Here is a 13,275-nt window from a genome sequence, read left to right as displayed (position 1 = left end):
GCAACTTGAAGTTCCCCAGCGTTCCGGTCGATGTCGTGAAGTAGCCAGCTCACCAACCGAGGCGGCCTCCTGCGGGCCGCCTCGGCTCATCACCGCTCTGAGAGCGCCTGTGACAGGATCCGCTAACCGATGGCGACGGCCACCTCGACCATTCCCTCGTCCAGGCAGATCCGCGTGGTCAAGCTCGTGCTCGACCACCTGGTCTGGTTCATCCTGGCCGTGATTCTCCTGATCTGCTCGGTATCGATCGAGCACTTCTTCCAGATCGGCATCTTCATCAACATCGCCCAGCATGCGACCTATGTCGGTCTGCTTTCGCTGGGCTTGGCCTTCTGCGTCATCGCCGGCCACATGGACCTCTCCATCGAGAGCGTGATGGCATTCGCCGCCATGCTTGCGGCCGGACTCACCGCTGCGCGCGGATCCCCCTTCGCCTTCCAGGTCAACACCTGGGTGGGCCTCGTGCTGGTACTGGGTTTCGGCGCGCTGGCCGGCCTGTTCAACGCCGTGCTGATCGTGAAGATGAAGCTCAACGCCTTCGTGGTCACCCTGGCGACCTACATCGCGATCCGTGGCCTTGGCCTGATCCTGACAGGCGGCCGCTCGATCTACGGCCTGCCCGACGATTTCCGCGCCGTGGCGAACACGGACCTGCTCGGGCTGCCGATGCTGGTGTGGATCACCATCGTGACCTACCTGGCGTTCGGACGGATCCTGAAGGGCTCGCTGTTCGGTCGGCGCGTCTACCTGGTCGGTGGCAATCCGATCGCGCCGTTCCGTGCCGGCATCGATGTCGAGAAGGTCCTGTTCGGCGTCTTCATCCTGTCGGGTGTCGTTGCGGCTTTCGCCGGCTGGCTCCTCGCCGCTCGCACCAACGGTGCGACCCCGAACCTGGGTGTCGGCATGCTGTTCGAGGCATTTGCGGCAGTTGTCATCGGCGGCGTGTCGCTGCGTGGCGGGATCGGCCAGCTCTCCGGTGTCTTCGCCGGCGTGCTGCTGCTCTCGACGATCGATACCGCGATCAACGTGATGGGCCTGGACGCCAGCTACATGCAGGTGATCCGCGGCGGGCTGATGCTGGTCGCCGTGTTGCTGGACGGCGTGAAGACGGAGATCGCCAAGAGATTGGGTTGAAAGATTGGCTGCGACATTCCACCACGGGTAGCGCAGCCTCTCTGCTTCCAGCTGGTAGGGCAGGAATGGCTCGAATTCTCCCGATCTTACCAAACCGGCTCATCCATCACCGCCCATCACGCTTTTTCGTGATGGACTGACTATTGGAGAAAATTCGAGCAATTTTCTGCAGGCGCCGCGTAGGCGAATGAGTCAATTTCCGTTGCTTTGCTTGTTTTGCGAACTGGATTGCCTAGTCTTCAACCAAAGATGTATTCCACGTCGTGAGGACGACGGGTCGAGACAAGAAGCTTCTGGTAAGTTCGATCGACCCTTCGTCTACTGATGAAGACTTGCGACGCTCCGGCGACCGGAGCCATTCTTGGGGGACATCGATGAGCAACTTCAGCGCGCTGGCGGATCGTCTCGAGCAGCCGACGTTCCCGGGGCTTTGCGAGGCCATGGCTCCCTGGACCAGCTTCGCGGATGCCGGCATTGCCAACGATTGCGCCAGTGACGCCGTCGTGAGCGCCGCCGTGCTGACCAGCACCGCGTTCAGGATGCGTGACGAAGGAGCATTGCTCTCGGCCCTGCGGCATCTGGCCAACGCCGTCGCCCAGATGGAATCGGCCCACGCGAACGACAACGACTGAACTCGATGACCGGAGGCGTCATCCTGTCGGCCGGACGGGACAGGATGACGCCGCCAGCCACTTTCAGACCGACTTGCCCGATCTCACCCGTTGCGCTTGACGGCGGAATCACCCACCTGAAGCGCTTCGGAATGGTGGAAAGGGCGATCATTTGACGGAGAGTTGGCACGGCACGACGATCTTGTGCGTGCGCAAGGGCTCGACGGTGGTGATGGCCGGCGATGGCCAGGTCTCGCTGGGCCAGACGGTCGTCAAGGGCAATGCGAAGAAGCTGCGTCGCGTCGGCGACGGACATATCCTCGCCGGTTTCGCCGGTGCGACCGCAGATGCCTTCGCCCTGCTGGAGCGGCTGGAGGCCAAGCTGGAACGGCATCCCGGGCAGCTCGCGCGGGCATGTGTCGAGCTGGCCAAGGACTGGCGCACGGATCGTTATCTGCGCCGGTTGGAAGCGATGATGGCGGTGGCGGACAAGGACGTCTCGCTCGTCCTGACCGGTCAGGGCGACGTCCTGGAACCCGAGCACGGCGTGATCGGGATCGGCTCCGGCGGCAGCTTCGCGCTCGCCGCGGCCCGTGCCCTTCTGCCCATCGATGGGCTGGACGCGGAAGAGGTCGCGCGGCGTGCCATGGCGATCGCCGCCGACATCTGCGTCTACACCAACCAACAGATCACCGTCGAAAAGCTGTCCCTGTCATGACCGCCCTCACCCCACGCGAGATCGTCTCCGAGCTGGACCGGTTCATTGTCGGCCAGCATGCCGCCAAGCGGGCGGTGGCGATCGCGCTGCGCAACCGCTGGCGCCGCCAGCAGATCGACGAGGGCCTGCGCGAGGAGGTCCTGCCGAAGAACATCCTGATGATCGGCCCGACCGGGTGCGGCAAGACGGAGATCGCGAGGCGGCTCGCGAGGCTGGCCCAGGCGCCTTTCCTGAAGGTCGAGGCCACCAAGTTCACCGAGGTCGGCTATGTCGGCCGGGACGTGGAGAGCATCATCCGCGACCTGGTCGAGATCTCGATCAAGGAAACGCGCGAGCGCATGCGCCGCGAAGTGGCAGCCAAGGCGGAGGCGGCCGCGGAAGAGCGAGTCCTCGACGCCTTGGTAGGTGCGCAAGCCTCCAAGGAGACCCGCGAGACGTTCCGTCGCCGCCTGCGCGACGGGCAGTTTGCCGAACGCGAGATCGAGATCGACGTCGCCGAGCAGCCGGGTGCAGGCATGCCCATGTTCGATATCCCAGGCATGCAGGGCACGCAGATGGGGATGATCAATCTCGGGGACATGCTGGGCAAGGCGTTGGGCGGCCGCACGCGTCGGCGTAAGCTGACCGTGGGACAGTCTTACGACGTGCTCATGGCGGAAGAGAGCGACAAGCTGCTCGATCCCGAGGTCGTGACGCGGGCCGGAGTGAAGTCAGCCGAGGAAAACGGCATCGTCTTCATCGACGAGATCGACAAGATCACTTCGCGCGAAGGCAAGGCCGGTGACGTCAGCCGCGAGGGTGTGCAGCGCGACCTCCTGCCGATCGTGGAAGGGACGTCGGTTGCCACCAAGCACGGCATGATCCGCACCGAGCATATCCTGTTCATCACCTCAGGCGCATTCCACCTGAGCAAGCCGTCCGACCTGCTGCCCGAGTTGCAGGGACGCCTGCCGATCCGTGTCGAACTGGAGCCGCTCAGCCAGACCGACCTGCGTCGCATCCTGGTGGAGCCGGAAGCGAGCCTGATCCGTCAGTACGTGGCCCTGCTGGCCACGGAGAACGTGACGGTCGAGTTCACCGAGGACGCCATGGACGCGATCTCCAGGCTCGCCGACGATATCAACCGCAGGGTCGAGAACATCGGGGCGCGTCGCCTGCAGACGGTGATGGAGAAGCTCCTGGAGGACGTGAGCTTCGGTGCGTCCGACATGGGCGGACAGACCGTCAAGGTGAACGCGGCGCTCGTGGACGAGAAGGTCGGGTCGCTCCTCGGCAACCACGACCTGTCCCGCTTTATCCTCTGATCGATGGTCGACGCCCGGTCAGTCCGTCCGGGCGTCGACGGTGCCGAACGCGCGCTGGAGTTGCATGCCCGCCAGTTCCTCCGCGTCGAGCGCATCGTCGACGACTGCGCCCATGCCGAAGAACTCGTGGGTGACGCCGTCATAGAGCTGGTAGGTTACCGGCACGCCGGCTGCCTCCAGCCGCTGGGCCAGCGTCACGCCTTCCGAGCGTAGCGGATCGATCTCCGCGCCGATGATCGTGGTGGGTGGCAGGCCCTTGAGGTCCGCTGCGATCAGGTTGATCCGCGGATCGGCAAAGTCGCCGGGCCCGTTCAGGTACTGGCGGAAGAACCACTCCATCATCGGCTTGTTGAGCGGCTTGGCGTTCGCGTTCTCCTGGTAGGAGGCCGTGTTCACGTCGGTGCCTGCCACTGGGTAGACCAGCACCTCGTGAACGGGCTGGGTCGTGCCGGTATTGCGGGCTTGCATGGCAACGTTCATGGCGAGATTGCCACCGGCGCTCTCGCCAACCACTGCTATCCTTGATGGGTCGCCGCCCAGTGCCTGGGCGTTGGCGACCGCCCATTGGTAGGCCTTGAATGCGTCCTCGTGTGCCGCCGGGAACTTGTGCTCGGGGCCCTGGCGGTAGTGGGCCGAGACCACGATGGCGTTGGCGTGATGCGCGAGTGCCCGTGCCGACGCGTCATACGTATCCAGGTCGGCAATGACCCAGCCACCACCATGGTAGTAGACCACGACGGGGAACGGTCCATTGCCATCAGGCGTGTAGATGCGGATCGGGATCGGTCCGGCATCGCCGCTGATCGTCCGGTCCTCGACATTCGCGATGTCCAGGGGTGGCTGGGTAATTCCCCGCTGCCGCATGACCTGCATGGCTGCATCGGCCGGCGTCGGCTGCTCGCGCGCTTCTTGCGCCGACAGGGTCTCGATCGGCTTGCCGCCCATCGTCTGCAGCGCCTGCAGCACCATCCGCATGTCCGGGTCAGCCCGCTCGGCAGACGTCGCCGACGCCTCGGACGCACGGTTCGATGCCACGGCGGACGTTCCGCTGGGTGGCTGCGTCGCACAAGCTGCCAAAAGCAAAGCCGAGAGACCGGCGGTACCAGACAAAAGGAGCGAGCGCATCGTTATGATCGTCATTCAGGATCTCAGCATCATTCATAGATCGTGGCAACCGGCAGGCGACCTCCGCGAATGAACTTCTTGTAGCTTTATTGGTTCCCGTCAGCGAAAATAGGATTTCGTCAGTGCTTCTGATACGCAGGAACCGTCATTTTGAAAGGCATTTTTTCTTTCTTCATGTGATCCCAAGAATGTTTCAAATGGCGGAAAGATATGGCCTCACGAGACTATTGAGCGTCGTAGGTTCGACTGCGTTGATCGTCCTCCAGAGACGTGAGGTTCTCCGCCTGAGGTGACGGCGTGATGGCCACGGGCATTGCCTCGTCCACAGAGCATCATTAGCGCCCTGTTCGGCATCGACGATCGGGACAGCCTGAACGATACGGAGAAGCAGGCCACCGTGCTGGCCTGCTGCGCGCCCGCCCTGGCGTCTACTCGGGCCTCGCTGGCGGGCGTGGCATCAGCCACGCTGCCCCGTGCTGCTCAGCTCTCCTCGGGCTTCACCAACAGGTCGTCGAGCTTCTGACTAAGCTGCTCGGTGATGTAGCCGCCGACATGGAAGGCCCAGCCTTCCGTCCGTGCCGCGATCCTGGCGGCCTCTTCCTTGACCTCTGGTGCCGCCGTGTCTGCGGCCGTGACGGTGTCGACCTTGAGCCAGCTGGCCTCCGGCAGGCTCAGCCAAGTGAACACGACGGTCAGGCCGTCGAAAGTCTCCACCCGCACGCGCTGTGGCGCTTCGTAGAAGGCGACCTCGGCAGCAGGGCGCACGTCGAGCAGGCTGAGCTGCGAGAACAGCCGCGCGAGCTCACCGAGCTTCGCCTGGTCGGCGGCCTGCCCAGTCGGGATGCCCGCCAAGTCGAAGGCAGGGGCATCGGCCGACGCGCGGCTGGCGGTGACCAGCACGCCATTCTCCGGTTCCAGCGACACGAGCTTTACCCGGTCCTCCGGGAGGTCGATCACCTCGCTCGAGATCCATTCGGTGGCACCGGCCGGAAGAGTGATCTCGCTGTCGGTCAGGTAAGCCTGCGACGCATCGGCGAAGCGCACATAGGTTCCGGTCTGGCCCGGCCCGAACATGCCGAACGCCCGCTTGCCCACCACCAGGCTCGCGATCGGCGTGCCAGCCTGGTCCTGGAGCACCAGGCCATGGGACTTGGCTTCGGGGACCTTTGGATCCTCCAACTCCAGCCGGGGAAGCCGTTCCGGCAGCGCCGTCTTCGCCTCGACCACACGCAGCTCACCTAGCTTGCGCAGCAGCGTCAGCACCGCCTTCTCGTCGGCGGCAAAGCCGCCCTTTTCCACGACCACCCAGTTGCCGGCCTCCCGCCGTTCCACCGTCACCGCACCCTCGGATCCGATCACCTGGATGCGGCCGACATCGTTGATCCTGGCCGCCAAGTCCGGTGCGAGCAGCTGGTTGAGCGCCGTCGATGTCAGGGGGCGGTCCTGGATCAGGAGCGCACCGGCCGCCAGGACTACCGAGACGCCGGTGATGGCCACCAGGATGGTGAAGTTGCGTGGCTGCATGTCCGCCCTCCTCAGCCGTTGACCGGATCGAACCGGCGCCGCGTCCGTGCCCGCCGGATCAGGGCCAGGACGATCGCTACCAGGGCGATGGTGGCCGGCACTGCCAGGATATTGACCAGGGTCAGCCGGCTCTCGAGCCGCTCGATGTCCTGCCGGAGCGCCCGCTGGACCGCCCGGAGCTGCTCGCGCAGCTCGAGCATCCGCCCACGGAAGCCCTGAACCTCCATGCGCTGCTCCTCCGACAGCACCATGCCTTCCTGGTCCTGGCCGATCCCTCCCAGGTCCTGCAGCTTGGCCTGGACCTCCTGGAGATTCGTGGTGAGCTCCTGCTCCTTCACCCGATAGATCGATTCGGCGGCCCGCTGGATCTCCACGATGCGCGTGAACGGACGCAGCGCGATATCGCGTCCGCGCAGCGAGAGGAGGGCATCCGAGCCGGCCAGCGTGTCGAGAAGGTTCAGGACCAAGTCGGCGTTGGAGGCGACCGGGAGCATGCTGTTCTCGTCCATCGACGGGCTGGCCAGCCAGGCCTGATCTTCGAGAAGGTCGGCGTCGGCCACCACCAGGACATTCAGCGGCTGGCTGGCTTCGGCGAGATGACTTGCCGGGTCCGGTGCGGCTGGGTCCTGGCTGGCGGGTGCTGCAGGAAAGGCACTCTTCGCAGGCCCCGAGAGCCGGACCGCCAGGGTCAGCCGCTCGTTGCCCGGCCGGAAGTTGCGCAGGATGGCGATCGGGTCAGGATAGATCCGGATGGGTGCCGCATCGATCGCGCCGCCTTCAGGTCCAGTGCGGAGCAGGGGCGAGAACGTGGTTCTCGCATCCTGCACCGGCCTCAGAATGCCCGGCGACATCATGTTGATGACCTCGAGGTTGGCAACCGCCGGGTCGCCTGGATCCACGTTGTCCGTGTCCAGCGATAGCCAGGGGAGATAGGGCAGCACCTGCTGCCGGCCATCCGGCTGCGGAACCGAGACTTGGCGTGCAGCATCGGGATCGGCTGCGATCCGATCGGCCACGAGCTCCGCTCCCCAGGACTTGAGCAGCCCGTCGATCTTGGCAGCAAAATCTCCCGCAGCCTGGACCTGGGCCTGGGCCGCCTCGGAGAAAGGATCGGCGAAGGCCAGGACCCGGCCGCCGCGCATCACGAACTGGTCGATCGCGTACAGGTTCTGCTCGGGCAGATCGTCCGGCTGCACCAGCATCAGTACCTGGATCGCCGGATCGATGACGTACTCTTCGCCGGTCAGCATCCGCACGTCGTAGAACTGCCTGAGCTGGGTCAGGATCTGCCAGGGCTGCTGGCCGTTCTGCTCGTTGCCTTCGAGCGGCAGGCCGGTGATGATGCCCAGTACCGGCTTGTCCGGCCGGGAAAGGTCGAACACCAGCCGGGTGAGGTCGTACTCGAGAAACCGCTCGCGCTCAGGGCTCAGCAGCGGGATGGCGCTCACGTCGTCGGTGGTGTTGGAACCTGCAACGCCCAGGAAGGCCACGCTCTGGTCGGGCGCGGTGACCGGCTGGAGGCCGAAGCCCGTGGCGCGATCCTCTTCCTGCGAGAAGGGCTGCGGATCAATGACCTGCAGCTCGATCTTGCCGGACGCGGCCTCGGCGAACCCTTCCAGGATGTCACGCGCCTGCTGCGCATAGGCCCAAAGGTACGGATTGGACTCGCGCAGTGACGACGACAGGTAGAAGCGCAGCTGCACCGGCTCCTGGATGTTCGCCAGCATGTGGCGCGTCCCCTCGGAGAGGGTGAACTGCCGGTTCTCGGTCAGGTCCAGGCGCGGGCCGCGCAGGGCGATGCCGGAGAACACGTTGAACGACAGGAAGGCGATCAACGCCAGCGGAATACCGATGATCGAGAGGGTACGGCGATGGGCTCGCATCGATCAGCCCGCCTTCTTCAGGTCGACGATCAGCTTGTTCACGAACAGCGCCGTGCCGATCAGGGTGAGGATGAACACGGCCGTGGTGAGCGGCAGCGTCCCTTTGCTCAGCGCCGCGAAGTGCGTGATCAGGCTGAACGACGCGACCAGGTCGACCAGGAAGTCCGGTGCCCAGGCCCGGAATGCCGCCAACACCATCTCTACCCCGCTCATCAGGAACAGGAAGCACAGCGCTGCCCCCAGCACGAAGGCCACCACCTGGTTCTTCGTGATCGCCGACATGCAGGAGCCGAGTGCCAGGAAGCAGCCGGCGATCAGCCAGCTGCCGACATAGCCCATGACAATGACGCCGTTGTCCGGGTCGCCCAGCCAGTTGACCGTAATCCAGATCGGGAAGGTCAGGAGCAGGGCGATGCCGCAGAATGCCCAGGCTGCCAGGAACTTGCCCAGCACCAGCGGGAAGGACCCTACCGGGAGCGTGCTGAGCAGCTCGATCGTGCCGGTCCGGCGTTCCTCCGCCCACAGGCGCATCGCCACGGCCGGCACCAGGAAGAGATAGAGCCAAGGGTGGAACATGAAGAACGAGGCAAGGTCGGCCTGACCGCGCTGGAAGAAGCCACCGACATAGAAGGTGAAGGCGCCGGTGGCGGCCAGGAAGATGATGATCAGGACATAGGCGACCGGGGTGGCGAAATAGCTCGCGAGTTCCCGGGTGAACACGGTCGCGGTCTGGCGTAGACGCATGGCGCTGGAGGCTCCGTCAGTGCGCAGGCTGCATCGTGGTGAGTTTGCGGAAGACGTCGTCGAGACGACCCGTCTCGACGCGGAAATCCTCGATCTCGATGCCGGCCTGAGCCAGCTGATCGGCGACCGCCTTCGCGATGTGCTCGCCCTGGACCGGGACGACCAGGAGGTCGTAGCCGTCGATGGCGCGGTTCATCGGCCGCACGTCGTACACGCTGTCGACCTCCGCCAGCGCGGTTCTCGCCTGTGCGACCTGTTCGGCGGGCAGGCGCAGGGATACCGCATCCTGCCACTCGGAATAGGCCTGCAATTGGGCAGGCGTCGCATCCGCCACGACCTTTCCGCGGGCGATCACAATGGCGCGGGTGCAGACAGCACTCACCTCTTCCAGGATGTGGGTCGAGACGATGATCGCCTTGTCCGGCGCCATGGCTGCGATCAGCCCGCGTACCTCGTGCTTCTGGTTGGGGTCCAGGCCGTCGGTCGGCTCATCCAGGATCAGCACGGGCGGGTCGTGGAGGATCGCCGCGGCCAGCCCGACCCGGCGCTTGAAGCCCTTGGAGAGCGTCTCGATCGGCTTGTAGGCGACTTCCGACAGATCGGTGCGGTCGATCACGGTCGCAATGTTGTGCCTGCGCGTTGCACCCGTCATTCCTCGCATCGAGGCCACGAAATTGAACAGCCCCAGGGGCGTCATGTCCCCGTAGAGCGGCGCCCCCTCCGGAAGGTAGCCCAGCGCGCCGCGCGCCTCGAGCGGCTCGGCCTCGACGTCATGCCCCATGATCTGAGCGCGGCCGCCGGACGGCGTAAGATAGCCGGCCAGCATTCGCATGGTCGTCGACTTGCCGGCCCCGTTCGGGCCCAGGAAGCCTACGACCTCGCCGCGCCGCACGCCGAAACTGATCCGGTCCACGGCCGTAAAGCGCCCGAAATGCCTGGTCAGTTGATCCAGGCGGACCGCCTGCTCCATACCATCCCCACGATGTTCGCCCTCTGGTTGGGCCTGCACTCGTCACGCACGTTGCACGCTGTTGAACGGTGAACGTCCGGCGCGCAAGGGCCGTCGGATCACGACTCGTCGCCGACCGATGCGCGGATCGTCACAATGCTACCGGGCGCTTGCCAGCGGCCACGGCTCTTTCTAACCAATCCAACCCAGAGGGTGCGCCCGGGAAAGCCTCGGCGCGGTGAAGAAAGCACGGGATATGGCCGCCGCAGCGGTGCGCGCCCCGGTCGGCGCGCGTCAACTTCATACTGGCCGATTTCTCCCGGTGCTGACGGTCACGCTGGCCATCCTGGCGATCTGGTATCTGGGTGCAGTCTGGCTGAACGCGCCCCAGGTGATCGACCGCTACGACGACCAGCCCTGGACCTGGCAGCAACTCGTCCAGGACAGTTGGTCGATGGAGCGCCCGGTCCTGCCGGCGCCGCACCAGGTGGCGGAGGAATTCAACAAGACGGTGTTCCAGACAGCGATCACGTCCAAGCGCTCGCTGGTCTACCATGCCTGGATCACGCTCTCGGCGACCCTGCTGGGCTTTGCCCTCGGTACCCTGCTGGGGATCCTGCTGGCGGTCGGGATCGTCCACATGCGGATCCTGGACAGGGCGTTGCTGCCCTGGGTGATCGCCAGCCAGACCATCCCCATCCTGGCGATCGCGCCCATGGTCGTGGTGGTGCTGGGCTCGGTCGGCCTGACTGGCCTCGTGCCGAAGTCGCTGATCTCGATGTACCTGTGCTTCTTTCCGATCACGATCGGCATGGTGAAGGGACTGCGCTCCCCGGACGTCCTGTCCCTGGAACTGATGCACACCTGGAATGCCACCCCGGCCCAGGTGTTCTGGAAGCTGCGCTGGCCGGCTGCCGTGCCGTTCCTGTTCGCCTCGCTCAAGGTGGCGATCGCGATCAGTCTCGTCGGCGCCATCGTCGGCGAGATGCCGACCGGGGCCCAGGCCGGCATCGGCGCGCGCCTGCTCAGCGGCTCCTACTACGGTCAGACCGTGCAGATCTGGGCGGCACTGGTGATGGGGTCGGTGATGGCAGGCCTGCTGATCGCGGTCGTAAGTGCCGCGGAACGGTTCACGCTGCGGGCCATGGGAGCCCGTCCATGACGCGCCATCTTTTCACCGGGCTCCTTCTGAGCTTGCTGCTGCTGGCCGGTTGCTGGTGGACGCTGGGCCAGGTGCATGCCGGCCCGGTCGGCGGCGGCTTCTGGCTCGTCATCCTCTCCCTTCTGGTCGTGGCATGGTTCGCCATGGACCAGCTGGCGGCCGACGCGATCGGAGCTCGCCTCGTCCCGGTCCTGTTCGGCGCCTGGATCCTGTTCCTTTGGGAAGTCGTCGTCGTGGGCTTCCAGGTCCCGCATGTGCTGCTGCCGCCTCCCTCGGCAATCGGCCAAGCCATCCGATCGCACCTGGACATGCTGCGCGCCGACTTCGTGCAGACTTTCGTGCGCGCGGTGGTGCCTGGCTGGCTGATGGGCTGCGGCGCCGGCTTCGTGACAGCCCTGCTCATCGACCGCTCGCCCTTCCTTCAGCGCGGCCTCCTTCCGGTCGGCAACCTCGTCTCCGCCCTGCCGATCATCGGCGTGGCTCCGATCATGGTCATGTGGTTTGGGTTCGACTGGCAGTCGAAGGCGGCCGTGGTCGTGATCATGACCTTCTTCCCGATGCTCGTGAACACGACCGCCGGCCTGTCCCAGACCAGCGCCATCGAGCGCGACCTGATGCACTCCTACGCCGCGAGCTACGTGCAGACGCTCGTGTCGCTGCGGCTGCCGGCTGCGATGCCGTTCATCTTCAATGCGCTCAAGATCAACGCGACCCTGGCCCTGATCGGCGCCCTGGTCGCGGAGTTCTTCGGTACGCCCATCGTCGGCATGGGCTTTCGCATTTCCACCGAGGTCGGCCGGATGAACCTGGACGTGGTCTGGGCGACCATCGCCGTGGCAGCACTGGCCGGGTCCCTGTCCTATGCGCTGCTCGCCGGAATCGAGCGGATGGTCACCTTCTGGCATCCCTCCTATCGTCGTCGCTGACGAGCGCCACCGTCCGGGCGCACATGAGGTCGGACGCCGCAGGAGAGTTGGTCGATGAGGAAACTGGCACTGGCATTCTTGGCCGCAACCGGCCTCACCGGGGTCTCGGCTGCCGAAGCCGCGGACAAGCTCACCCTCCAGCTGAAATGGGTCACCCAGGCGCAGTTCGCCGGCTACTATGTCGCCAAGGACAAGGGCTTCTATGAGGAAGTCGACCTTGACGTTGACATCAAGCCGGGCGGTCCCGACATCGCCCCGCCGCAGGTGATCGCCGGAGGCGGTGCCGACGTGATCGTCGAATGGATGCCCGCAGCGCTGGCCTCGCGCGAGAAGGGCGTGCCGCTCGTCAACATCGCCCAGGTATTCAAGCAGTCCGGCATGATGCTGACCTGCCGCAAGGAGAGCGGAATCGTCGACCCGAAAACCGACTTCAAGGGCAGGACGCTCGGCGTCTGGTTCTACGGGAACGAGTACCCGTTCCTGTCCTGGATGGCGACCCTCGGCATCCCGACCACTGGCGGCCCCGACGGCGTGACGGTGCTCAAGCAGGGCTTCAACGTCGATCCGCTCCTGCAAAAGCAGGCCGACTGCATCTCCACGATGACCTACAACGAGTACTGGCAGTTGATCGAAGCCGGCATGAAGCCGGAGGAGCTGACTGTCTTCAAGTACGAGGACCAGGGCGTCGCTACGCTGGAGGACGGACTCTACACGACCGAGCAGAACGTCCAGGATCCGGCCATGGCCGAGAAGCTGGCACGGTTCGTGAAGGCGTCGATGAAGGGCTGGACCTATGCCGAGCAGAATCCGGACGAGGCAGCTGAGATCGTGCTCGAGAACGATGCGACCGGGGCGCAGACCGAGGAGCACCAGAAGCGGATGATGGGCGAGGTCGCCAAGCTGATCGGTTCGGGAGGCGAGAAAGGTGTCGGCTACCTGGATCCCGCCGACTACGAGCGGACGGTGAAAGTGCTGATGTCCGGCGGATCCGATCCGGTCATCAGCAAAGCGCCGACCGGCGCCTGGACGCACCAGATATTCGAAGCATCGCTCAAGTGATGACAAGTCGGGAAGTTTGACCGAAAATATTCTCAGTTGATCATGAGCCGCCCAAGGCAACTTGGGCGGCTCTTGTTTCAGGTATATACAAGATTATCTTCCACCATGGGTTGCTGACCATTTGCAGGGGATCTCT

The 13,275-nt window shown here is 64.9% G+C and carries 12 protein-coding genes; 7 read left to right on the top strand and 5 right to left on the bottom strand.

Annotated elements, in window-relative coordinates; all coding sequences use genetic code 11:
• Nucleotides 1–129: 129 nt before the first annotated feature.
• The 4 genes from VHL31_RS00510 to hslU all read left to right on the top strand — a co-directional run bounded on the left by VHL31_RS00510 (nt 130) and on the right by hslU (nt 3,767).
• Complete coding sequence (locus tag VHL31_RS00510) at nt 130–1,134, top strand: ABC transporter permease (RefSeq protein ID WP_329659243.1); 1,005 nt, start codon at nt 130–132, stop codon at nt 1,132–1,134.
• Between the two features lie 374 nt (nt 1,135–1,508).
• A complete protein-coding gene (locus VHL31_RS00505) occupies nt 1,509–1,766 on the top strand; it encodes a hypothetical protein (protein WP_329659242.1) in 258 nt (85 codons plus the stop codon).
• A 151-nt stretch (nt 1,767–1,917) separates the two neighbouring features.
• Nucleotides 1,918–2,463 carry an ATP-dependent protease subunit HslV gene (gene hslV, locus VHL31_RS00500; protein ID WP_329659241.1) on the top strand — a complete coding sequence of 182 codons (546 nt, stop codon included), beginning with the start codon at nt 1,918–1,920 and terminating at the stop codon, nt 2,461–2,463.
• Nucleotides 2,460–3,767, top strand: a complete 1,308-nt coding sequence (gene hslU / locus VHL31_RS00495) for an ATP-dependent protease ATPase subunit HslU (protein ID WP_329659240.1) — start codon at nt 2,460–2,462, stop codon at nt 3,765–3,767. Before hslV ends, hslU begins: the two co-directional genes overlap by 4 nt.
• A gap of 18 nt (nt 3,768–3,785) precedes the next feature.
• Here hslU and VHL31_RS00490 read toward each other — a convergent pair whose 3' ends face one another.
• The 5 genes from VHL31_RS00490 to VHL31_RS00470 form a co-directional block, all read right to left on the bottom strand.
• Nucleotides 3,786–4,802 carry an alpha/beta hydrolase gene (locus VHL31_RS00490; protein ID WP_329659239.1) on the bottom strand — a complete coding sequence of 339 codons (1,017 nt, stop codon included), beginning with the start codon at nt 4,800–4,802 and terminating at the stop codon, nt 3,786–3,788.
• Nucleotides 4,803–5,372: 570 nt separating this feature from the next.
• Entirely contained in the window at nt 5,373–6,416 is a 1,044-nt protein-coding gene (locus VHL31_RS00485; protein WP_329659238.1) for a DUF4340 domain-containing protein, read from the bottom strand.
• Nucleotides 6,417–6,427: 11 nt separating this feature from the next.
• Nucleotides 6,428–8,299 carry a GldG family protein gene (locus tag VHL31_RS00480; protein ID WP_329659237.1) on the bottom strand — a complete coding sequence of 624 codons (1,872 nt, stop codon included), beginning with the start codon at nt 8,297–8,299 and terminating at the stop codon, nt 6,428–6,430.
• A gap of 3 nt (nt 8,300–8,302) precedes the next feature.
• A complete protein-coding gene (locus tag VHL31_RS00475; protein WP_329659236.1) occupies nt 8,303–9,043 on the bottom strand; it encodes an ABC transporter permease in 741 nt (246 codons plus the stop codon).
• A 16-nt stretch (nt 9,044–9,059) separates the two neighbouring features.
• The gene (locus tag VHL31_RS00470; protein ID WP_329659235.1) at nt 9,060–10,013 is read right to left on the bottom strand and encodes an ABC transporter ATP-binding protein; all 954 of its coding nucleotides are present in this window, start codon (nt 10,011–10,013) and stop codon (nt 9,060–9,062) included.
• A gap of 235 nt (nt 10,014–10,248) precedes the next feature.
• Here VHL31_RS00470 and VHL31_RS00465 point away from each other — a divergent pair, with 235 nt between their 5' ends.
• Genes VHL31_RS00465 through VHL31_RS00455 form a run of 3 tightly spaced genes read left to right on the top strand, consistent with a single transcriptional unit; the run spans nt 10,249 to nt 13,139 of the window.
• On the top strand, nt 10,249–11,154 hold the full coding sequence (locus VHL31_RS00465) for an ABC transporter permease (RefSeq protein ID WP_349262320.1): 906 nt from the start codon (nt 10,249–10,251) through the stop codon (nt 11,152–11,154).
• Nucleotides 11,151–12,080, top strand: a complete 930-nt coding sequence (locus VHL31_RS00460; protein WP_329659233.1) for an ABC transporter permease — start codon at nt 11,151–11,153, stop codon at nt 12,078–12,080. The genes VHL31_RS00465 and VHL31_RS00460 overlap by 4 nt, the downstream gene beginning before the upstream one ends.
• 54 nt (nt 12,081–12,134) lie before the next feature.
• A complete protein-coding gene (locus VHL31_RS00455; protein ID WP_329659232.1) occupies nt 12,135–13,139 on the top strand; it encodes an ABC transporter substrate-binding protein in 1,005 nt (334 codons plus the stop codon).
• Nucleotides 13,140–13,275 lie beyond the last annotated feature (136 nt).

The organism is Geminicoccus sp., assembly GCF_036263595.1.
Taxonomy (GTDB): domain Bacteria; phylum Pseudomonadota; class Alphaproteobacteria; order Geminicoccales; family Geminicoccaceae; genus Geminicoccus.
The sequence above is the reverse complement of the archived record's forward strand: the minus strand, read 5'-3'. Positions and strand labels throughout refer to the sequence as shown.